The sequence below is a fragment of the Blastococcus sp. SYSU DS0552 genome (assembly GCF_054050815.1).
Genome location: NZ_JBJHAB010000021.1, coordinates 1 through 20,484, shown reverse-complemented (window position 1 = coordinate 20,484; position 20,484 = coordinate 1). Strand labels below are relative to the sequence as shown.

Below are 20,484 nucleotides of genomic sequence, written 5' to 3'. Positions count from 1 at the left end.
GGCGGGGTCCTTGTCACTAGGGTGACCGTCGTGGGGGTGCGCCGGCGGGTCCGTGACGCACTCATCCAGGTCTACGAGCGGCGCCTGGCGCGGGCGCTGGAAGGCGCGGACGTGCCGAGGCACGTGGGCGTGATCATGGACGGCAACCGGCGGTGGGCGCGCGCCATCGGGCTGGAGGACGTCGCGCACGGGCACCGCCGGGGCGCGGCGAAGATCGCCGACCTGCTCGGCTGGTGCGACGACGCCGGCGTGCAGGTGGTCACCCTGTTCATGCTGTCCACCGACAACCTGCGCCGGCCGGAGTCCGAGCTCAACGCGCTGCTGGCCATCATCGAGGACGTCGCCGTCGACCTGTCCCGGCCGGGGCGGCGCTGGCGGGTGCGCAGCATGGGGGCGCCGGAGGTGCTGCCGGCGCGCACGGTCGCCGTGCTCGAGCAGGCCGAGCGGGACACCTGTGACCGCCCCGGGGCGACGGTCAACCTGGCGGTCGGGTACGGCGGGCGGCGGGAGATCGCCGATGCGGTGCGCTCGCTGCTGGCCGAGCACGCCACCCGCGGCACCTCGCTGGAGGAGCTGGTGGAGGTGCTCGACGTCGAGCACATCGCCGAGCACCTGTACACGCGTGGTCAGCCCGACCCGGACCTGGTCATCCGCACCAGCGGCGAGCAGCGCATGTCGGGGTTCCTGCTGTGGCAGACGGCCAACGCCGAGTTCCACTTCACCGACGTCTACTGGCCCGACTTCCGCCGCGTCGACTTCCTGCGGGCGCTGCGGGACTACTCGGCCCGGCACCGCCGCTTCGGCGGGTGACGGTGGCTGGGAGACTGGCCGCCATGACCGCGGGAGCTCTCGACGTCGCCCTGGAGTACGTGCGGCTGGGGCTGCGCTTCGACCGCCTGGAGGCCGGCTTCGTCGACGCCTACACCGGCGATCCCCGGATCCGCGCGCAGGTGCAGGACGAGCCGGCGCCCACGCCGCGGCAGCTGCGCGACCGCGCGCGGGAGCTGCTGCGCGAGCTGGACGCCGCCGGGCTCCCCGAGGAGCGCACGTCCTTCCTGCGCGGGCAGCTGACCGGTCTGGAGTGCAGCGCGCGGAAGATGAGCGGCGAGCCGGTCGGCTTCGTCGAGGAGGTGCGCGCCTACTTCCAGGTCGACGTCGAGCTGGGGGACGAGGCCGCCTACGCCGCCGCACACACCGAGCTGGACGCCCTGCTGCCCGGCGACGGGTCGCTCGCGGAGCGGTACGCGGCGCACCGGTGTCGGGAGGAGTGCCCGCCGGACCGGCTGGAGAGCGCGGTGCAGGCGCTGTCCAGCGCGCTGCGCGACCGGGTGCGTGGCCGGTACGGCCTCCCGGAGGTCGAGACGGTCCGCTACGAGGTGGTCACCGACAAGCCGTGGTCGGGGTTCAACTACTACGAGGGCGGCTACCGCTCCCGCGTCGCGATCAACGCCGATCTGCCGCACCGGCTCTCCCAGCTCGCGCACCTGGTGGCGCACGAGTCCTATCCCGGGCACCACACCGAGCACTGCCGCAAGGAGCAGGGGCTCGTCGAGCGGGCCGGCCGGATCGAGCACACGGTCTTCCTGGTCAACACCCCCGAGTGCCTCATGGCCGAGGGGCTCGCCGACCTCGGCGTCCCGGCGGCGATCGGGGAGGGCTGGGGGAGCTGGTCGGCGGAGATCCTCGGCGACCTCGGTCTGCGGTTCGACGGCGACCTGGCCGAGCGGATCGCGGTGGCGGCCGCGCCGCTCAACCGGGTCCGTCAGGACGCCGCGGTGCTGCTGCACGACCGGGGCGCCGGGGCCGACGAGGTGGCGGCCTACCTGCAGCGGTGGGCGCTGGTGAGCCCCGAGCGTGCGCGGCAGCAGATCCGCTTCCTCACCGACCCGCTGTGGCGGGCCTACATCTCCACCTACGTCGAGGGGTTCGACCTCCTGACGCGGTGGCTGGCCGCCCGCCCGGCGGACCAGCCGGTCGCCGACCGCTTCCTCCGTCTGCTCGACGAGCCGCTGACCCCGCAGCGGATCGCCGCCGAGATCCCGGCCGCCTGACCCGTGGCAGCCCGCTCCCCGGCGCAGGCGCGGTTCCTGGGGCTGTGGACCGCGGGCTGGCTGGCCCTGCTGCTGGTGGCCGGCATGCTCCGGTTCGGCGACCCCGCGGTGCAGTGGCCGGTGCTGGTGGTCCCGGCCCTGTGGGCGCTGGTCGCCCTGCGGCCCCGGCGGGCGTCGCGGGCCGGCGGTGCGGGTTCCCGGCGCCCCGGTCGATCGGCCGATGAGTGGGCCGAGGACAGGTGGGCCGACGACGAGGAGGCCGAGGACCGGTGGGTCGACGACAGGTGGGCGGAGGACGGTCGGGCCGACGACCCGTGGGCCGAGGACGGTCGGACGCGGGACGCGGGACGGTGGCCCCCGCCGGGCGAGCGCACCGACACCGTGGAGCGTCCCGCGCTGCGCCGCCGGTCCGACGGCACCGACCGGTGGCGGTGAGGGGCCGGCGCTGACGCCGTCGGCGAAACCGGTGGAAGCTGTCGGCGGGCGGAGGGATGCTGTCGCGCGTGATCCACGCCCGCGGCCTCGCCCGCACGTTCCGCAAGCGCAAGCAGGAGGTCCACGCCGTCGTCGGGGTCGACCTGGACGTCGCCCCCGGTGAGATCGTCGGCTTCCTCGGCCCGAACGGGGCCGGGAAGACGACGACGCTGCGCATGCTGACGACGCTCCTGGAGCCCACCGCGGGCACCGCCACCGTGGCCGGCTGCGACCTGCGGGCCGACCCGGTCGGGGTCCGCCGCCGCATCGGGTACGTCTCGCAGAGCGGCTCGACCGCCCCGGAGGCGCGGGCCGGGGAAGAGGTCGTCGACCACGCCCGTCTCTACGGCATGAGCACCGCCGAGGCGACCGAGCGCGGGCAACGGCTCTTCGCCGAACTCGACCTCGACGGGCTCTGGGAGCGCCAGCCCAAGGCCATGTCGGGCGGCCAGCGCCGCCGCCTCGACATCGCGGTCGGGTTGATCCACGTGCCGGAGCTCGTCTTCCTCGACGAGCCGACGACCGGGCTGGACCCGCAGGCGCGGGCCAACCTGTGGCAGCACATCCGCGGGCTGCGCGAGGAGCGCGGGACGACGGTCTTCCTGACCACCCACTACCTGGACGAGGCCGACGCGCTCTGCGACCGGATCCTGGTCATCGACCACGGGGCGATCGTCGCCGAGGGCACTCCCGACCAGCTGAAGTCGCAGGTGGGCGGCGACGTGCTCACCGTGATGGTGGAGCGCCCGGAGCAGACCGCGGAGGTCGCCCGCCTGGTCGGGGCCCTGCCGGGGGCCGAGCAGCCGCAGCTGCTCGCCGACCGGGTCGTGGGCCGGGTGCCGCACGGAGGTCGTGCGCTGGTCGAGCTGGTGCGGGCCCTGGACGCCGCGGACGTCCCCGTCAGCGGCATCGAGAGCCGCCGGCCCAGCCTCGACGACGTCTTCCTCGGCCTGACCGGTCGGTCCCTGCGCGAGTCCGGCGCCGCGCCGGCGTCACCCCCCGCTCCGGCGGTGGCCGGGCGATGAACACCCTCCTGCGCGACACCGGGACCGTGTTCGCCCGCGCCATGCGGATGTCGCTGCGCAACCCCGCCTGGCTGGTGATCAGCCTGATGCAGCCGATCCTCTACATCCTGCTGTTCGGGCCGCTGCTCGAGCCGCTGGCCGGTCAGCTGGGTCCGGGCGACGCCTACCAGATCTTCGTGCCCGGCATCCTCGTGCAGCTGGGCATGTTCGGGGCGCTGTTCGTGGGCTTCGGGCTGATCGCCGAGTGGCGGGCGGGGGTGATCGAGAGCCAGCGGGTCACCCCGGCCAGCCGCACCGCCCTCCTCCTCGGCCGGGTGCTGCGCGACGTCGTCGTCCTGCTGACGCAGGGAGCGCTGCTGGTGCTGGTGTCCATCCCGCTCGGGTTGCGGGCGCCGGTGCTCGGCGTCGTCCTCACCCTGCTGGTCGTCGCCCTGCTCGGTGCGGCGCTCGCGGCGGTCTCCTACGCCCTGGCGCTCACGCTGAAGAGCGAGGACGCGTTCGCCCCCCTGCTCAACGCTGTCGTCTTCCCGCTCGTGCTGCTGTCGGGCATCCTGCTGCCGATGAGCCTGGCGCCCGGGTGGCTGCAGGCGGTCAGCGACGTGAACCCGTTCAAGCACGTGGTCGAGGCGGCCCGTGAGTTCTTCGTGGGCGGGTACGGCACCTCGACCGCGTGGTGGGGGGTCGCGATGACGGTGTTGCTCGCGGTCCTCGGCTGGGCGTTCGGGGTCCGCAGGTTCCGTCGCGAGTCGAGCTGACGGTCCGTGCGGGACGGCTGCGACGGATGAGGCCTCCGGGTGACATCCACTCCTTCTCGTGGGGTGCACGTCACGTGGATGTCACCCCCCGGGCATAGCGTCCGCAGTGGACGGCGAGCTCCCTCGCCGTCCACGGGAGGCCCGGTTGGTGCGACTGCGTTCGTCGTCCAGAGGGGCCGGTCCCCGGCTCCTGCGCCGGGGCCCGGCCACCTTCGAGCAGGGGTGCGCCTCGTCACCGGGGCGTCGCCTCACGGGAGCCGACTCGTGACCACTCGCCGTACGTTCGTCCTCGACACCTCCGTCCTGCTGTCCGACCCGGGCGCGCTGCTGCGCTTCGGCGACGCCGACGTGGTGCTGCCCCTCGTCGTCATCGGGGAGCTGGAGGACAAGCGCAACCACCCCGAGCTCGGCTGGTTCGCCCGCCAGGCGCTGCGCATCCTCGACGACCTGCGGGTCACCCACGGCAGGCTCGACGCGCCGGTGCCGGTGGGGGAGAGCGGCGGCACGCTGCACGTCGAGCTGAACCACAGCGACCCCGCGGTGCTCCCGGCCGGTTTCCGGAACGACAGCAACGACAGCCGGATCATGGTGGTCGCGCTGAACCTGCGGGCGGAGGGCCGGGACGTCTGCCTGGTCACCAAGGACGTGCCGCTGCGCGTCAAGGCCGCGGCCGTCGGGCTGGACGCCGACGAGTACCGCGTGCTCGACGCGGTGGACGCCGGCTGGACCGGGATGGCCGAGGTGTCGGTGGAGGACGCCGAGCTCGACGTGCTGTACGAGGACGGCGAGGTCTTCCTGCCGGCCGCGGCCGAGCTGCCCACCCACACCGGTCTGGTCCTGCTCTCCTCGCGCGGCTCGGCCCTCGGCCGGGTCACGCCGGACAAGCAGGTGCGGCTGGTGCGGGGCGACCGGGAGGCCTTCGGGCTGCACGGGCGCTCGGCCGAGCAGCGGGTCGCGCTGGACCTGCTGCTGGATCCGGCGATCGGCATCGTGTCCCTCGGTGGTCGGGCCGGCACCGGCAAGTCGGCGCTGGCCCTGTGCGCGGGGCTGGAGTCGGTGCTGGAGCGGCGGGCGCACAAGAAGGTGGTCATCTTCCGGCCGCTGTACGCCGTCGGCGGTCAGGAGCTGGGGTACCTGCCGGGCGGCGAGGGCGAGAAGATGTCGCCCTGGGCCCAGGCCGTCTACGACACCCTGGGCGCGTTGGTGTCCCGCGAGGTGCTCGAGGAGATCGCCGCGCGGGAGCTGATCGAGGTGCTGCCCCTCACCCACATCCGCGGCCGCTCGCTGCACGACTCCTTCGTGATCGTCGACGAGGCGCAGTCGCTGGAGCGGGGCGTGCTGCTCACCGTGCTGTCGCGTCTGGGCAGCAACTCCCGCGTGGTGCTCACCCATGACGTCGCCCAGCGGGACAACCTGCGGGTGGGCCGGCACGACGGCGTCACGGCGGTCATCGAGAAGCTGAAGGGGCACGTGCTGTTCGCGCACGTGACGCTCACCCGTTCCGAGCGCTCGCCCATCGCGGCGCTGGTGACCGAGATGCTGGAGGACCTGCCGCTCTGACCTGAGCAGCCGCGTCGGCCGCTCTGGGGGTGGTTCTCCCGCCGCACGGGTCCTGCAACGACCCGGGAGCAGCGGGAACACCCCCGGAGCGGGGCGTCCACAGGCTCCGCCGTCGTCCACCGGACCGGCGCGGGCCTGGTCACCCGGGCGGGCCGCGTCGGACGGTCGGAGGATGACCGACCCGAACTTCCACCCGCCCGTCCGTCTCCGCCGGGACGCCCTGACCGAGGGCTGGTCCGAGGGCGAGCTGGCCCGGGCCGTCCGCTCCGGGGAGCTGAGCCGGCTGCGCCGAGGGGCCTACGTGGACGCCGTCCTCCCCGCCGGTCCGGCCGCGCAACACGCGCTCCTGGTCGAGGCCACCGTGGCGCTGCTCCGCCGCCCGGCGGTCGTGAGCCACCAGTCGGCGGCCGTGCTGCACGGGCTCCCGCTGTGGGACGTCGCGCTCGACCGGGTGCACATCACCCGGCCGCCGGGCTCGTGGACCGACCGCAGCCGGGTGCTGTGCTGTCACGTGGTGCGCATCCGCGACGACGAGGTGGTCCGGGTCGGCGGCGTGCCGGTCACCGATCGCGTCCGCACCCTGCTCGACCTCGCCCGCTCCCTGCGGTACGAGGCGGCCGTGGTCGCCCTCGACGCCGCGCTGCACCGGGGGCTCGTGACCCACGACGAGCTCCGCGCGCGGCTGTTCGACATCGTCGGAGCTCCCGGGACGCGGAGCGCGGCGCGAGCCGTCGCCGCGGCGGACGCCCGCAGCGACAGCGTCGGGGAGAGCCGCAGCCGGGTGATCCTCCAGCGCTGGCAGCCGGCTCCCTCGGCGCTGCAGTTCGAGGTCTTTTCCGCCGGCGGGGACCTGGTCGCCCGCACCTCTCGCCTGGGAGGTGGCCCGCCTGGTGGGAGAGTTCGACGGGCGGGTGAAGTACGGCCGGCTGCTGCGGCCGGGGCAGGACCCCGGCGACGCCGTCTTCGCCGAGAAGCGCCGCGAGGACGCTATCCGGGACGAGGGCTGGCACGTCGTCCGCTGGGTGTGGGCAGAGCTGTCCGTGCCGCACCGCCTCGCCGCGAAGGTGCGCCGGGCGGTGTAGGGGGCCCAGCGGCGAGCCGGGTGACCGCTCCGCTGGTGCGGCACCCGCTGTGGGCTCCGGCACGGCTCGCACAGCGGGAGTTCGATCCCGGAGCCGGTCAGGCGGCGTCGGCCGGCTCCTCCGTCGGCGTCGCCCGGGCGGCGGGCCGTCGCCGGCCCTCGGGCGCGGGCTTGGGTGGTGTGACGACGGCGCGGACCAGCGCGACGACGACCCAGCCGGCGGCCAGGCACCACGGCAGCCGGTTCACCATGTCCTCGGTCGTGAAGTCCCCGCGCAGGCCGAGCGCGAGCACGGGGACGGCCAGCACGAGCCCGACGAGCAGGACGTCCCAGCGGAACGGGCTCATGTCTGCGGGCTGTCCAGGCGCTCGCAGAGCAGCGAGGCCCAGCGGTGCGGGGTCGCGCGGGCGCCGTCGAGGAGGGCCACGGGGACGGTCAGCCGCTGCAGCACGGCCGCCGGGTCGGCGCTGAGGTCGGTGTCCTGCACGACGAGGGCGTCGACGCGGGGCAGCCCGCCGAGCCACACCTCGAGGTCCTCGGGCTTGCGGGTCGCCTCGGCGACGGCCCAGACCGACGCCGGCGACCAGATCGCCAGCATCTGCGACATCCAGTAGAAGTCGCTGCGGAGCGGCGCGTCCACGGCGACGATCGTCAGCATGCCGACGTCGGTCGCCTCGTGCTGACGGTCGATGGCCGCGTCGACCGTGGTCACCCGGCTGCCCTTGGGGGCGAGTCCGGCGAGGTCGCCGCGGGTCGCCCACTGCACGCGGTCGGGGTCCAGCCGCAGGGAGACGGCGAGCGCGCGCGCGGCGCGGAGCGCCTCGACACCGGGCCCCACGACGAACAGCACCTCACCGGCTCCGGTGGGGAGCTCCGGCGCCTCGGGCAGCCGCGCGGCCAGCACGCGGGTCAGCGCCGCGTAGGTGCCCTCCGCCTCGATCCGACCGGCGAAGTCCGCCGCCAGCAGGTCCTGGGGCAGGCCCAGCTCGCTCAGCCGGGCGACGATCTCGCGCGGGCCGGCGGGGCTGAGCCCGGTCCGCCGCGACGGCGCCGGGGCGGCGGGGACGTCGGCGGCCCGCGCGGCGGGAACCGGCCGGTGGACAACGGCGTCCTCGTCGATACCGGCCAGCTCCGGGTGGTCGTCGCCCATGAGGGGACCCACCGGGAGGCGCGTGACGGTCGCCAGGGTGCGGGGTGCGGCCTGGGTCCCCTCGGCCTCCCGGGCAGCGGCGTCGCGCGGGCCGGCTGCGGCGGGGCGTGACGGGGGGACCGCCGGGCGGCCCGACGCCGGCGGCACGGGGGGCAGCCCACGACCCCGCGCGCCGGGCAGCGGCGGCAGCAGGGACACCCGCGGCATGACCGTCGTGGCGTCCGACGACAGGCTGAGCGGGGCGGGGTCGCTGGCGGTCCGGGCGAGCAGCGGCTCCTCGGCGACGGCGTCCGCGGCGGCCACCTCCTCGGCGACGACCTCCTCGGCGACCGCGTCCGCGGCGATGGCTTCCTCGCCGAAAGCTTCCTCGCCGAGAGCTTCCTCGGGGATGGCGTCCGCGGCGATGGCGTCCTCGGCGACCGAGTCCGCGGCGACGACCTCCTCGGCCACGGTCGCCTCGGCGGGCGAGGCCTCGGCGACTACCTCCGCGGCGGTCTCCGCGGGCAGCTCCACGGCGTCCTCGGCCACGGCGAACGGGACCCAGTCGTCCTCGACGGCCGGCACCGGTGACTCGTCGACGACCGCGGCACCGCCGTCCTCGACGACGAGCGCGGCCTCCCCGGCGACCGTGGCCACCTCGAGCGGAGCCGGCGACGTGGGAGCCCCGCCCAGCACGTCGGCCCAGATGGGCGAGTCGGTGCCGACGGGACGAGCGAGGACCGGCTCACCCCACAGCGCGGTGTCGGCGGCAGAGCTGCCCCAGCCGAGGTCGGCGGAGGTCGGTGCGGGCGCCGCTGGCGGGAGGGGGTCGTCGAAGAGGGGGAACGACGACACGGCGCCGACGGGCTCCGGCACGACGAGTGCCGGCGCGGGCGGCGACGAGGTGACCGGCTGCTCGCCGACCGAGGCGAACAGCGGGGTGTCGAGGGGGTCGGGCTCGACGACGGGGAGCTCGCTGCGGACCGGCTCGTGGTCGACCAGCTCGGGCGTGGTGGTGAGCGGCTCCGGCAGGAAGGCGTCACCGGCACCCGGGAGGTCGAGCGCAGGCAGCACGGGCTCGGCCGGGACCGGCTCGGTCAACGCCTCCCGCGGGGAGTCCCCGGCCAGCATCTTGCGCAGGATCCCGGCGAGGGCCTCGTCCGAGTGGCCCTGGGCCAGGGCGTCCCGCAGCGCCTCCGCGATCTCCTCCTGCCGCGCGGACGGCGCCGGCGCGGCGGGCTCCGGCGAAGGGGCCGCCCAGGTGGGCAGGCCGTCGGCTCCGGTCGTGGACGTGGACGTGGAGGGCGGCGCGGTGGCCTGATCTCTCACCGTGAACTCCTCCTGCTGCACGGCCTGAAACCGCGTCGACGGGTCTGCTGAACGAATGGCCGCGGCCAGGGACGAGCGGGGCGCCGGCGTGCCGGGGGCTTCGGCGGTGAACGGAACCGGATCCTGTGCGGCCGGGTGGAGCTCCGCCGGCTGCGCCAGCGCTTCCTCGACGGCCTGGCGCACGTCGCGGTCCCCGGAGACCATGCGGGCCAGTGCCGCCGTGAACGGGGAGGGCGCGGCCTCCGCGTCGTCGCGGGCGGCGGTCGGCTGCTTCGCCGGCGCCGGAGCCGTCTGCGTGCGCGGGGTGGACGCGGCTCCGCGCGTCGCCTTCGGGAAGGTGGCCCGGGACGCCGACGACCGCCCGTACCCGGTGGAGGGGGCTGCGGGGGTGGCGAGAGTGCCGGTACCGGCGGGCGAACCGCCCAGCAGGCCGGCCAGCTCGTCGATCCGCTCGTCGTCCGCGGGCGCAGCGGGCGCGGCGGCCGCAGCAGGCGCGGCGGGCGCAGCGGGCGTGGTGGGCCAGGAGGAGGCCCCGGACGTCACCGGCTCCACCGGTGCCTGGCGCGTGGCCTCCGCGGCCCAGGCGGCGGCGCCGTTGCGGGCAGGGGCTGTCGTGCGGGCGCGGGCCGGAGCAGCCGAGGCCAGCGGGGAGTCGTACGCGGCGACGGGGGCGGCCTGCGTGGGGCCCGTCGACGGCGAGGGGGCGCCGGGGCGGACGAACTGGTCGGGCGCCACCTCGGCGACGTACCGCTCGGTGGCGAAGAAGCCCAGCACCCCGCCGGAGCGGACCCGCCGGACCCCGACGACCCGGACGTGCGGCCCGAACTGCTCGCGCGCGGCCGCGATCGCGTCGTCGCGCGTGGCGGCCTCAACGGATCGCAACGGCACCGCTCACCACTCCCAGCGACTCGATCTGGGCCGTCCGGGACACCTCCGCGTAGGAGATGACCGGCAGCCGGGGCAGGATCTGGCGCATCAGCCGCGCGAGCGCCGCGCGGACCTGAGGCGAGCAGACGAGGACGGGGGACAGGCCCTGCCGCTCGGCCTCCTCGAGCATGCCGCTGCAGCCGTGGACGAGGGCGTCCACCGCGCCGGCGTCGAGGGCGAGGACGGCGCCCATCTCGGTCTGGCGGACCGCCTCGAGCAGCCGCTGCTCGAACCCAGGCTCCAGCGTGAGCACGTGCAGCCGCTCGTCCGGCGTGACGTAGGGCTGGCTGATCGCCGAGCCCAGTGCCGACCGAGTGGCCTCGACCAGTCCGTCGAGTTCGGTCGAGTGCTTGGCACGTACAGAGAGTGCCTCGAAGATGCGCACCAGGTCGCGGATCGACACACCCTCGGCGAGCAACGCATGCAACACGCGTTGCACCTCTCCCAGGGTGAGCAGCGCCGGGGTCAGCTCTTCCACGACGACCGGGTGGGAGCGGCGCACCATCTCCACGAGGAGGCGGACGTCCTCCCGCCCGAGCAGGTCCGCAGCGTTCTGCCGGACGACCTCCGCCAGGTGGGTGGTGATGACCGATGAGCGGTCGACCACGGTCGCCCCGGCCATCTCGGCGGCCCGCTGCAGCTCCGCGGGCACCCACTTGGCGGCGAGCCCGAACACCGGCTCGCGGGTCGGCTTGCCGGGGAGCCCGTCCAGCGCGTCGCCGATGGCGAGCACCGTCCCGGCGGGGGAGCTGCCCTTGGCGACCGGCACGCCGTTGAGCCAGATGACGTACTGCGAGGAGGGCAGGTCGAGGTTGTCCCGGGTGCGCACCAGCGGGATGACCAGACCGGTCTCCATGGCGACCTTCCGGCGCAGGGCCTTCACCCGGTCCAGCAGGTCGCCGCCGCGCGCCGTGTCGACCAGGTCGACCAGGTCGAAGGCCACCTCGAGCTCCAGCGGGTCGACCCGCATCCGCTCGGCGATCGCCTCGGGGGAGTCCGGGGCGGGTTCCAGCTCGGCGGCCGCCGCGGCTGCCTCGGCGTCCTCGTCGATCTCCGGCTCGTCGGTCAGGCGGGTGGCCAGGAAGAGGAACAGCGCACCGACGAGCAGGAACGGCAGCTTGGGCAGTCCCGGGATCAGGCACAGGGCCAGGGCGGCGCCGCCGGCGATGCGCACCGGCTGCTGGAACCGGCCGAGCTGGGCGATCAGGTCGGTGCCCATGTCGCCCTCGCTGGCCGACCGGGTCACGATGATGCCGGTGGCGGTCGACATCAGGAGCGCGGGGATCATCGAGACGAGCCCGTCGCCGACGGTCAGCAGCGAGTAGGTGCTGACCGACTCGGCCGGGGTGAGGCCGCGCTGCATCATGCCGATGGCGAAGCCGCCGATGAGGTTGACCAGCGTCACCACGATGCCGGCGATGGCGTCGCCCTTGACGAACTTCGACGCGCCGTCCATGGAGCCGTAGAAGTCGGCCTCGGCGGTGACCTCGTGGCGGCGCTTGCGTGCCTGGGCCTCGTTGATCAGCCCGGCGTTGAGGTCCGCGTCGATCGCCATCTGCTTGCCCGGCATGGCGTCGAGGGTGAAGCGGGCGCCGACCTCGGCGACGCGACCGGCACCGTTCGTGATCACCACGAACTGCACGATCGTGAGGATCAGGAAGATCACCAGGCCGACGACCAGCGAGCCGCCGATGACGATGTGGCCGAACGCCTCGATCACCTTCCCGGCGTAGCCGTCGGTGAGCACCAGCCGGGTGGAGGAGACGTTGAGGGCCAGCCGGAACAGCGTCGCGATGAGCAGCAGCGACGGGAAGACGGCGAAGTCCAGCGGCTTCCTGATCTGCATCGCGACGAGGAGGACGAGCAGCGAGATCGCGAGGTTCAGCCCGATCAGCATGTCCATCATCGCGGCGGGCAGCGGCACCACCAGCATGAGCACGATCGAGACGACGCCGATCGGGACGGCGGCCTTGCCCAGGCCCTTCACTCGCCCGCTCCGGGGGCGGGGGACAGACGCTGGCTCACCCCTCCCTCATCGGCAGGCCGGCACGCAGCCGGTACCTCCCCATGGCCACCGCTCCTGGCTCACCGCTGGGGGTCCTGGCTCACGGTCGACGCTGAGCCAGGACCCGGAATGATCAGGTGACCTGATCACCATCGTTCAGGCGGCGACGGTGGGGCGGCGCCGGCCGGCCTTGGGCAGATCCGTCGTGTCCGGTGCCTCGAACCCGGGACGGTGGAACCCGCCGCGCACGCCGCGGGCACCCAGGTGCATGACGAAGGCCAGCACGCGGGCGACGGCGGTGAACAGCTGCGGGGGGACCTCCTGCCCCAGCTCGCAGGAGGCGTGCAGCGCCCGCGCCAGCGGGACGTCCTGGACCAGCGGCACGCGCGCCTCGGTGGCCCGTTCGCGCAGCTTCGCCGCCACCTCGCCGGCGCCCTTCGCCACCACGCGGGGTGCGCCCTTGGCGGCGTCGTACTTGAGCGCGACGGCGACGTGGGTGGGGTTGACCAGGAGGACGTCGGCGTCGGCCACCTCGGCCATCATCCGGTTGCGGGACATCGACATCTGCACCCCGCGGCGGTGCGCCTTCATGTACGGGTCGCCCTCGGCCTGCTTGTGCTCCTGGGTGATCTCGTACTTGCTCATCTTGAGCTGCTTCAGCATCTTGGTCCGGACGACGACGAAGTCGGCGACGGCGATGACCAGGCCGGTGACGGCGACGACCCGGAACATCAGGACGGCCGAGTCGGTGAAGGTGGCCGCGACCGCCGAGAGCGGCAGCGCGCCCGCGGAGGACACCAGCGCCTGGGCCCGCTCGCTGGTGACGATCACGACCGTGCCCAGGGCCGCGGTCTTGATCAGCGCCTTGGACACCTCCCACAGCCCCTGGGTGCCGAACATGCGCTTGAACGCCGGGAGGGGGTTGAACTTCTTCAGCGTCGGCTTCATCGGTTTGCCGGCGAAACGCACCCCGCCCTGGGCCGCCGAGGAGGCGACGCCGACGAGCATGAGGGCGATCGCGGTCGGCAGCAGCGTCGTCAGGAAGGCCACCAGCGCCGTACCCAGCAGCGCGGTGACCGTGGTGATCTCGGGGTTCCTGGCCACCGCGCCGACGTGCACGAACAACTGCCGCACCGTGTCGAAGGCGTTGCCCACGAGCATCGGCAGCAGGAAGCTCGCCGCCGCCACCCCCAGCCAGGTGCCCAGCTCCTGGGTCCGGGGGATCTGCCCCTCCTTGCGCGCCTTCTTCAGGCGCTGGGGAGTGGGCTTCTCGGTCTTCTCACCACCCGGTCCGTCCTTGGCCATGCGTCACCCCCTCAGCCGCCGCGCAGGGAGGTCATCGCCCGCACACCGTGCTCGAGCAGCGAGTCCAGGGCCGGTGGCAGCAAGGGGAACGTCAGCCCCAGCATCGCCAGGGTGAGCATGATCTTCACCGGGAAGCCGAGCGAGAAGACGTTGAGCGCCGGGGCGGCGCGGCTCAGCAGCGCGAGCGCGACGTCGGCGAGCAGCAGCACGGCGACCATGGGGCCGGCGATCTGCAGGGCGGCGAGGAACATCATCGAGAACGCGGTGACGAGGACGGCCGCGAGCTGGTCGGTCGGCACGTCCCCGCCCACGGGGAGCCCCTCGTAGGAGGTGGCGAAGCCCTTGACCATCAGCAGGTGGCCGCCGCTGGTGAACAGCAGCGTGGTGGCCAGCAGGTAGTGCAGCTTGCCCAGCGAGCCGTTCTGCGACATCGACAGCGGGTCGTAGCCCGGCTGCAGGGCGAAGCCGCCGGTGAGATCGAGCATGTCGCCGGCCATCTGCACCGCCGTGAACAGCACCTGGACGACGAACCCGAGCGCCGCGCCGATGACCACCTCGGTCACGGCGGTGACCACCAGGAAGCCGGCCGTGGGCTCGGGCAGGGTGGGGGCGATCTGGGTCGACAGCAGCACCGCGAGCGCCAGGGCCAGGGCGCCCTTGACCGGACCGGGGATCACCCGGGAGTTGAACGGCGGGGCGAGCAGGATGAAGCCGGCGGCCCGCGCCGTGCCGAGGAGCAGGGCCGCGAGCGTGACCGCCGGGACCGAGAGGTCCACGGCGCTACGTCCGGTCGAGCAGCGCCGGCAGCTGATCGAACAGGGTGTGCGTGAAGGTGACCAGCTCGGAGAGCACCCAGTTCCCGGTGACCAGCAGGGCGATCGAGACGGCGATCATCTTCGGGACGAAGGAGAGCGTCGCCTCCTGGATCTGCGTGGCCGCCTGGAACAGCGAGATCAGGAAGCCGACCAGCAGGGCGGTGATCAGGATGGGTGCGGCGACCTTGGCGGCGACCATCATGGTCTGCGCCGCGATCTCCGTGACGTCGGCGTCCGACATCAGCCTGCCCCCCCGTAGGAACCCACCAGCGCGGTGGTGATCAGCGCCCAGCCGTCGACGACGACGAAGAGCAGCAGTTTGAACGGCAGGGAGACGATGGTCGGCGGGACCATCATCATGCCGAGCGACATGAGCGCGGCGCTGACGAGCATGTCGAGCACCAGGAACGGGATGAAGATGACCAGCCCGATGATGAAGGCGCTCTTCAGCTCCGAGAGGACGAACGCGGGGATGAGCGTGGTCATGCTGACCGCTGCCGCGTCCGCCGGGGCCTCCTCGCCGGAGAGCCCGATCATCAGCCTCAGCTCGTCCTCGCGGGTGTTGGCCAGCAGGAACTCGCGCAGCGGCCCCTCGCCCGCGTCGTAGGCCTGGGAGACCGACATCGTCCCGTCCATGTAGGGCTGGACGGCGAGCTCGTTGATGTCGGAGAACACCGGGCCCATCACGAACAGCGTCAGGAACAGCGCGATACCGGTCAGCACCTGGTTCGGCGGCGACGTGGCCATGCCGAGCGCGTTCCGGGTGAGCCCCAGCACCACGACGATCTTGGTGAACGAGGTGGCGAGCAGGAGCACCGACGGGGCGACCGACAGCACCGTGATCGCCAGGATCAGCGTGATCGAGCTGCTGGGGGAGCCGTTGCCGATCGAGATGTCCACGGCACCACCGACCTCGGGCGCCACCGGCGCCGTCGGCTCCGTGGGTGCCGTCGGGACGGCCGCGGCCGGGCCCGCCAGCAGGACCGCCGCCACCGTGGCGACCAGCAGGGACAGCAGGACCACGAGGGCGCGGCGTCGTGCCCGCCGGCTGCCCGGCGAGGGCAGCGCGCACACCGTGGTCGTCATGTCCGCCGGACCGTCCGCTCGCGCAGTTCGTCGACCAGCGTGCCCCAGCCGTTGCGGTCCAGGACGGAGCCGGCGAGGACGCCGTCCCCGGAGCGGGCCGCCTGGACCGGGATCGCGGGCGTGCCCTCGCCCGGGCCGTCCGCGGTCCGGGGTCCGCCCGGGGCCCGGCGCTCGCGCAGCGCTGCGTCGACGGCCTCGGCGTCGACCTCGGCGAGCAGGGTGACGTGCTCCTCGGTGGCCCCGACGACCAGGACGACGTCGGCGATGCGCACCACGTTGACGGTGCTGGTGCGGCCCATCCGCTGCCGGGCGAGCACCTCGATGAGGCCGTTGCCCTGGCCCAGGCCCTTCTTCTTCGCCAGCCGGGCGGCGAACCAGAGCACGCCGCCGATCAGGGCGAGGGACAGGAACAGCCGGACGATCATCCACGTCATGAGGCCTGGGCCCCCAGCTCGGCGGCGTCGGTGACGATCTCGCTGATCCGGAGGCCGAAGTCCTCGTCGACGACGACCACCTCGCCGCGGGCGATCAGCGTGCCGTTGACCAGCAGGTCGGCCGGCGCGCTGGCGGCGCGGTCGAGCTCGACGACCTCGCCCGGGTGCAGGGACAGCAGCTCCTGCACCGTCATCCGGGTACGGCCGATCTCGACGGTGACCTCCATGGCCACGTGCCGCAGGAGCTCGAGGCTGCCGCGCTGCTCGCGGGCGGCGGGCAGCGTGACCTGCAGCGCGAGGGTGGCCTGGTGCTCGCCGTCGGCCAGCAGCGGGACGGCGACGAACATGCCCTTGTCGCGCAGCCCGTCGAGGGCGGCGACGGGCTCCTCGGTGCGCTCGGAGGCCACGCGCACGCGGCCGAGGGTGGCCGCGGCGGCCTCGAGGGCCGGGCGCAGGGCCGCGGAGACGTCCATCTGACCCACGGGGGAGTTCTGCAGGGCGTCGACGACGTCGCTGGAGAGCACCAGCACGACGTCGCCGGAGACCTCGCCGGAGAGGCCGGCGGTGACCGCGACCGCGGCCGCCGGGGGCAGCGGGACGGTGTCGGGATCGCTCACGGGGGCGCCGGCGGTCAGCACCGAGGACGAGGGGATCAGGTCGGCGGCGGCACGGGCGGCCGCGGCGACGACCGCCGTGACGGTCTGGGAGTCCTGCGAGTCGGTGCGGGGCGCGGTCATGCGGAGTCCTTCGCGGCGTGCGGGGTGGGGACGATCGAGGCAGCCAGCCGTCGCCGGTGGTTGCTGGCGATCGCGTAGGCGAACGTCACGTCGTTGGTGGTGACCTCCAGCGGGCTGTCCCGGGGATGGCGGAGCAGCAGCACGTCGTCGACGGCGAGGGAGAGCAGGTCGGAGGAGGAGACGGTGAGCGGGGCGAACCGGACGCTGACGTCCACCGGGACCAGGTTCAGCCGGTCGATCAGCGCCTCGCGGGCTCGCTGGCGCTTGCGCAGCGCGGACTCCGACAGCTGCGGGGAGGCCGCGTTGTTCAGGGCCTGGGCGAAGGAGGAGAAGGGCAGCACGACGGTGGCCTCGCCCTCGCGGCTGCCGACCTGCAGCGAGTAGCTGGCCACCATGACGGTGTCCGAGCCGGCGGCGGCCTGGGCGAGCTGCGGGTTGTACTCCCGGCCGACCAGCACCGGCTGGAGCTCGGTGACGGACGCCAGCGAGGTCGCGAACTCGTCGAGCAGCCGGTCGAGCAGGTGGTTGGTGATGGTGGTCTCCATCGCCGTCATCGGCCGGTTGGGCTGATCGGCGCTGCCGGAGCCGCCCAGCATGTGGTCGACCATCGCCATGGCGATGTCGAGAGGGAAGGCCAGCAGGCCCTTCCCGGCGAGCGGCTCCAGGGTGAACGTCGACATGAAGGTGGGGTTGGGCAGCGTCCCGACGTAGTCGTCGTAGGAGAACTGCTCGATGCCACCGAGCTCCATGCGCGCACCGGCCCGGAGGAACGTGGTGAGGATGGTCGTCGCCTGCCGGGCGAAGGCCTCCTGCGCGATCTGCATGACCCGCACGTGCTCGCGGGAGAGCTTCGTCGGGCGGCGGAAGTCGTAGGTACGCGGCGCCCCGCGGCGGCTGCGGCTGCTCGAGGCTGCGGAGGTCGGAGCCGGGGCCGGCGCGGCGGCCGGGGCCGGTCCGGTCTCGGGGGTGGTCACGCAACCCCTCATCGGCGGGGACCGGCAGCACCCTGACCGGGTGCCACCGCGAGCCCGTGGCGGCCGGGGAGCGCGTGACGGGTGGTGCGGCTGATGCGCGACAGGGGTGCCCTCCGTGATCGGAGGGCACCCCTGCGTGGTCGCGCGGGCGCTACTGGGTCACGTACTCCGTGTAGTAGATGCCCATGACCATCGGTACGTCGTGCTCCGTGTAGGCCTCGATGATCTTCTGCTCGAGCGACTCCTTGAGCGCGTCCCGGGCGCCGGTCACGTCGGCCGGGTTGGCCTGCGAGAACGTGGAGATGATCGCGTCGTAGGCCTTGGCGCCGTCGACCCCGCCAGCGCCGTGGCCGCCGCCGGCGGCCGCCGCGGTGTAGTCGAGCGTGATGCCGATCTTCAGGTAGCCCCCACCGGCCAGGTTCACCGCGATCGGCTCCAGAGCGGTGTAGCCGCCGTGCTCCGGTGCCGCGGCCTCGGCCTTGCCCGAGCCGGCGAAGAGGAAGAAGTAGGCAGCGCCGGCCCCGGCGAGCAGCACGACGGCAAGGATCAGGAAGAGCTTCTTCTTCCCGCCGGAGCCCTCGGTCTCCTCGCCGTCGGCGGGGGCGTTCTTGTCCTTCTTGCTCATTCGGTCACTCCATGGTGGGCGGCGTCGAGCCCGGGCAGGAGGGCGTTGGCCTCCGCCGAGGCGCTGGACAGGACGACGACGTCGACCCGTCGGTTGACGGTGAGGGCGTGGGGGTCGGACTCGGGCACCAGTGGCCGGGTCGAGGAGTAGCCGGTGGCCGACAGGCGTGCCTGCGGGACCCCGTCCGTGGCCAGGTACCGCACGACCGTGGTCGCCCGGGTGGCCGAGAGCTCCCAGTTCGACGGCCACGGGCCGCCGCGGGTCACCGGGAGGTGGTTGGCGTGCCCCTCGACGCCGAGCGCGTTGGGCAGCCCGGTGAGGGTGGGTGCGATGGCGCTCAGGATGGCGCGGCCCTCCGGTCGGAGCGCGGCCTGCTCGGCGTCGAAGAGCACCTGGTCGGCGACGATGTGCACGACGAGGCCGCGCTCGTCGATCTCGTAGCGCGCGGCACCGGCGTGGCCGGCCGCGGCCAGTGCGGCCTCGATCTTCTGACGGGCGGCCGCCAGCTCGTCGTAGGCGGCCTTCGCCTCGGCGGCGATGCGCTCGGCCCGGTCGGCGGCGGCCTGGGCGGCGGCCTTGTCGATCTGGGCCTGCTGGACCGTCGGGTCCGGCGGGATGGCGGAGGCGATGTCCACCACGCCGGGGAGCCCGTCGAGCACCGACCCTTCCGGCGTCGGGCCCGGCTGCACGGTGATCGGCCCGCCGAAGCTCTCGGCCATGCCCTTGGCCAGGGCGGCGAACTTCTGCTCGTCCACCTTGCTCATCGCGAAGAGCACCACGAACAGCACGAACAGCAACGTCATCATGTCGAAGCCCGACACCAGCCACCGTTCGTGGTTCTCGTGCTCCTCGTGCTCCTCGTGCTTCTTGCCGCGGCGGCGGCCGTGACCGGTGCTCACGGGGTCACGCCGCTTCCTTGGCCACCGAGCCCGGCGGCACGAGCGAGGTCAGCTTGAGCCGGACGGCCCGCGGGCTCGTGCCGGCCTGGATCTCGGCGATGCCCTCGACGAGCAGTTCCATCTGCGCGGCCTGCAGCTCGCTGACGCGGAGGATCTTGGCGCCCATCGGCAGGAACCAGAAGTTGGCGGCCATGACGCCCCACAGCGTGGCGATGAACGCCGCAGCGACCATCGGGCCGAGCGTCTCCGGGTTGTTCAGGTTCCCCATGACGTTCATCAGGCCGACGATGCAGCCCAGGATGCCGATGGTCGGCGCGTAGCCGCCCATGTTGTTCATGAACTTGGCGGCGACCTTGTCCTCGGCCTTCTTCGCCGAGATCTCGCTCTCCAGGACGGCGCGCAGCTCCTCGGGGTCGGTGCCGTCGATGCCCATCTGCAGGCCGCGCTTGAGGAACGGGTCCTCGATCGCCTTGACCTGCGCCTCCAGGGCGAGCAGGCCCTCCTTGCGGGCCTTCTCCGCGAGGCTGACCAGCGTCTGGATCTGGTCGGTCGGCGGCGGCACCTTCGCCGGCATCACGGCCATCTTGAACCAGTTGCCGACCTTCTTCAGGTCGTCCATCGTCTGGCTGGCCGCCGCCGCGCCGAAGGTCGCGACGATGACCAGGATGATCGCCGGCAGGAAGATCAGCGACGTCGGGTCGGCGCCTTCGAGGATCATGAAGACGATCAGGGCGACGAGGGAGATGGCGAACCCGATCAGGGTGGCGGGGTCCACGGGTCAGCGCTCCTCTCGGGTCGGGAAGGGGACGACCGACGAGTCGCCGACCTGCTGCTCGGGGACGTGCGGGCGGTAGGCGCCCCGGTCCATCTCGTAGGAGAGGGCGAGGATGCCGGCGCGGTACTCGCGGATCTCCTGCAGCACCTCGGCCACGCTCTCGCGCACCACGTACTTCGTGCCGTCCACCAGGAAGGCGACCGTGTCCGGGTGGCCCTCGACCTTCTCGATCAGGTCGGGGTTGAGCGCGAACTGGTCGCCGTTCAGGCGCGTCACTCGGATCACGGGTCGGACCTCTTGCTCGGTGGGGGTGGGTGGGAAGTGGACACGGATCGGGCGGGAACGGCACTTCTGTCATCGGCTCCGGACGGGGGGTCCTTGAGCCGAAGGTGCTGGCGGGAGCCGTGTGACCGACGGCCCGGGGCCCCCGCCGGGTGGGCGGGCCGCCCGGGGCCCAAGCTGGGAAGGCCGTCCTGCATGTGCCCGCGCAGCCGATCC

Annotated in this window: 21 protein-coding genes and 1 pseudogene; 8 read left to right on the top strand and 14 right to left on the bottom strand. The window is 73.5% G+C overall.

All coding sequences use genetic code 11. The features are described 5' to 3' along the window. Window positions 1-30 precede the first annotated feature (30 nt). The 8 genes and pseudogenes from ACI8AG_RS17735 (at window position 31) to ACI8AG_RS17700 (ending at window position 6,947) form a co-directional block, all read left to right on the top strand. Window positions 31-810 (top strand): isoprenyl transferase, encoded by a 780-nt coding sequence (locus ACI8AG_RS17735; protein ID WP_456590557.1) that lies wholly within the window; start codon window positions 31-33, stop codon window positions 808-810. Between the two features lie 23 nt (window positions 811-833). After that, complete coding sequence (locus ACI8AG_RS17730; protein ID WP_456598051.1) at window positions 834-2,051, top strand: DUF885 domain-containing protein; 1,218 nt, start codon at window positions 834-836, stop codon at window positions 2,049-2,051. Between the two features lie 3 nt (window positions 2,052-2,054). Next, window positions 2,055-2,486 carry a hypothetical protein gene (locus tag ACI8AG_RS17725; RefSeq protein ID WP_456598050.1) on the top strand — a complete coding sequence of 144 codons (432 nt, stop codon included), beginning with the start codon at window positions 2,055-2,057 and terminating at the stop codon, window positions 2,484-2,486. Window positions 2,487-2,554: 68 nt separating this feature from the next. Beyond that, entirely contained in the window at window positions 2,555-3,550 is a 996-nt protein-coding gene (locus tag ACI8AG_RS17720; protein ID WP_456598049.1) for an ATP-binding cassette domain-containing protein, read from the top strand. Then, window positions 3,547-4,305: an ABC transporter permease gene (locus tag ACI8AG_RS17715; RefSeq protein ID WP_456590561.1), complete on the top strand. Its 759-nt coding sequence runs from the start codon at window positions 3,547-3,549 to the stop codon at window positions 4,303-4,305. The genes ACI8AG_RS17720 and ACI8AG_RS17715 overlap by 4 nt, the downstream gene beginning before the upstream one ends. Window positions 4,306-4,569: 264 nt before the next feature. Next, on the top strand, window positions 4,570-5,865 hold the full coding sequence (locus tag ACI8AG_RS17710) for a PhoH family protein (RefSeq protein ID WP_456598048.1): 1,296 nt from the start codon (window positions 4,570-4,572) through the stop codon (window positions 5,863-5,865). A gap of 172 nt (window positions 5,866-6,037) precedes the next feature. After that, window positions 6,038-6,157: pseudogene (locus tag ACI8AG_RS17705) on the top strand (type IV toxin-antitoxin system AbiEi family antitoxin domain-containing protein); the annotation flags it as partial. A gap of 598 nt (window positions 6,158-6,755) precedes the next feature. Next, window positions 6,756-6,947, top strand: a complete 192-nt coding sequence (locus ACI8AG_RS17700; protein ID WP_456598047.1) for a hypothetical protein — start codon at window positions 6,756-6,758, stop codon at window positions 6,945-6,947. A gap of 97 nt (window positions 6,948-7,044) precedes the next feature. Here ACI8AG_RS17700 and ACI8AG_RS17695 read toward each other — a convergent pair whose 3' ends face one another. The 14 genes from ACI8AG_RS17695 to ACI8AG_RS17630 form a co-directional block, all read right to left on the bottom strand. Beyond that, window positions 7,045-7,293: a hypothetical protein gene (locus tag ACI8AG_RS17695; RefSeq protein ID WP_456598046.1), complete on the bottom strand. Its 249-nt coding sequence runs from the start codon at window positions 7,291-7,293 to the stop codon at window positions 7,045-7,047. Beyond that, on the bottom strand, window positions 7,290-10,292 hold the full coding sequence (locus ACI8AG_RS17690; RefSeq protein ID WP_456598045.1) for a hypothetical protein: 3,003 nt from the start codon (window positions 10,290-10,292) through the stop codon (window positions 7,290-7,292). Before ACI8AG_RS17690 ends, ACI8AG_RS17695 begins: the two co-directional genes overlap by 4 nt. Continuing rightward, window positions 10,273-12,318 carry a flagellar biosynthesis protein FlhA gene (gene flhA / locus ACI8AG_RS17685; RefSeq protein ID WP_456598044.1) on the bottom strand — a complete coding sequence of 682 codons (2,046 nt, stop codon included), beginning with the start codon at window positions 12,316-12,318 and terminating at the stop codon, window positions 10,273-10,275. Before flhA ends, ACI8AG_RS17690 begins: the two co-directional genes overlap by 20 nt. A gap of 174 nt (window positions 12,319-12,492) precedes the next feature. Next, on the bottom strand, window positions 12,493-13,641 hold the full coding sequence (locus ACI8AG_RS17680) for an EscU/YscU/HrcU family type III secretion system export apparatus switch protein (RefSeq protein ID WP_456598043.1): 1,149 nt from the start codon (window positions 13,639-13,641) through the stop codon (window positions 12,493-12,495). Window positions 13,642-13,652: 11 nt separating this feature from the next. Continuing rightward, window positions 13,653-14,417 carry a flagellar biosynthetic protein FliR gene (fliR, locus tag ACI8AG_RS17675; protein ID WP_456590568.1) on the bottom strand — a complete coding sequence of 255 codons (765 nt, stop codon included), beginning with the start codon at window positions 14,415-14,417 and terminating at the stop codon, window positions 13,653-13,655. Between the two features lie 4 nt (window positions 14,418-14,421). Beyond that, window positions 14,422-14,697, bottom strand: coding sequence for a flagellar biosynthesis protein FliQ (gene fliQ / locus ACI8AG_RS17670; protein WP_456590569.1), 276 nt, complete (start codon window positions 14,695-14,697; stop codon window positions 14,422-14,424). Then, a complete protein-coding gene (fliP, locus tag ACI8AG_RS17665; protein WP_456590570.1) occupies window positions 14,697-15,542 on the bottom strand; it encodes a flagellar type III secretion system pore protein FliP in 846 nt (281 codons plus the stop codon). The genes fliQ and fliP overlap by 1 nt, the downstream gene beginning before the upstream one ends. Next, a complete protein-coding gene (locus ACI8AG_RS17660; protein WP_456598042.1) occupies window positions 15,539-15,976 on the bottom strand; it encodes a FliO/MopB family protein in 438 nt (145 codons plus the stop codon). The genes fliP and ACI8AG_RS17660 overlap by 4 nt, the downstream gene beginning before the upstream one ends. Next, complete coding sequence (gene fliN, locus ACI8AG_RS17655) at window positions 15,973-16,713, bottom strand: flagellar motor switch protein FliN (RefSeq protein WP_456590572.1); 741 nt, start codon at window positions 16,711-16,713, stop codon at window positions 15,973-15,975. The genes ACI8AG_RS17660 and fliN overlap by 4 nt, the downstream gene beginning before the upstream one ends. Beyond that, on the bottom strand, window positions 16,710-17,687 hold the full coding sequence (locus ACI8AG_RS17650) for a flagellar motor switch protein FliM (protein WP_456598041.1): 978 nt from the start codon (window positions 17,685-17,687) through the stop codon (window positions 16,710-16,712). Before ACI8AG_RS17650 ends, fliN begins: the two co-directional genes overlap by 4 nt. 151 nt (window positions 17,688-17,838) lie before the next feature. Then, entirely contained in the window at window positions 17,839-18,312 is a 474-nt protein-coding gene (locus tag ACI8AG_RS17645) for a flagellar basal body-associated FliL family protein (RefSeq protein WP_456590574.1), read from the bottom strand. Further along, the gene (locus tag ACI8AG_RS17640; protein WP_456598040.1) at window positions 18,309-19,211 is read right to left on the bottom strand and encodes a flagellar motor protein MotB; all 903 of its coding nucleotides are present in this window, start codon (window positions 19,209-19,211) and stop codon (window positions 18,309-18,311) included. Before ACI8AG_RS17640 ends, ACI8AG_RS17645 begins: the two co-directional genes overlap by 4 nt. Before the next feature lie 4 nt (window positions 19,212-19,215). Next, window positions 19,216-19,986 carry a motility protein A gene (locus ACI8AG_RS17635; protein WP_456598039.1) on the bottom strand — a complete coding sequence of 257 codons (771 nt, stop codon included), beginning with the start codon at window positions 19,984-19,986 and terminating at the stop codon, window positions 19,216-19,218. 3 nt (window positions 19,987-19,989) lie between these two features. Next, a complete protein-coding gene (locus ACI8AG_RS17630; protein WP_456598038.1) occupies window positions 19,990-20,271 on the bottom strand; it encodes a flagellar FlbD family protein in 282 nt (93 codons plus the stop codon). Window positions 20,272-20,484 lie beyond the last annotated feature (213 nt).

Bases quoted from the DNA above. Each gene is read 5' to 3' on its own strand.
- fliP (WP_456590570.1), bottom strand. From the start codon at position 15,542: ATGACGACCACGGTGTGCGCGCTGCCCTCGCCGGGCAGCCGGCGGGCA.
- ACI8AG_RS17680 (WP_456598043.1), bottom strand. From the start codon at position 13,641: ATGGCCAAGGACGGACCGGGTGGTGAGAAGACCGAGAAGCCCACTCCC.
- fliQ (WP_456590569.1), bottom strand. From the start codon at position 14,697: ATGTCGGACGCCGACGTCACGGAGATCGCGGCGCAGACCATGATGGTC.
- ACI8AG_RS17660 (WP_456598042.1), bottom strand. From the start codon at position 15,976: ATGACGTGGATGATCGTCCGGCTGTTCCTGTCCCTCGCCCTGATCGGC.
- ACI8AG_RS17730 (WP_456598051.1), top strand. From the start codon at position 834: ATGACCGCGGGAGCTCTCGACGTCGCCCTGGAGTACGTGCGGCTGGGG.
- ACI8AG_RS17645 (WP_456590574.1), bottom strand. From the start codon at position 18,312: ATGAGCAAGAAGGACAAGAACGCCCCCGCCGACGGCGAGGAGACCGAG.
- ACI8AG_RS17715 (WP_456590561.1), top strand. From the start codon at position 3,547: ATGAACACCCTCCTGCGCGACACCGGGACCGTGTTCGCCCGCGCCATG.
- fliN (WP_456590572.1), bottom strand. From the start codon at position 16,713: ATGACCGCGCCCCGCACCGACTCGCAGGACTCCCAGACCGTCACGGCG.
- ACI8AG_RS17695 (WP_456598046.1), bottom strand. From the start codon at position 7,293: ATGAGCCCGTTCCGCTGGGACGTCCTGCTCGTCGGGCTCGTGCTGGCC.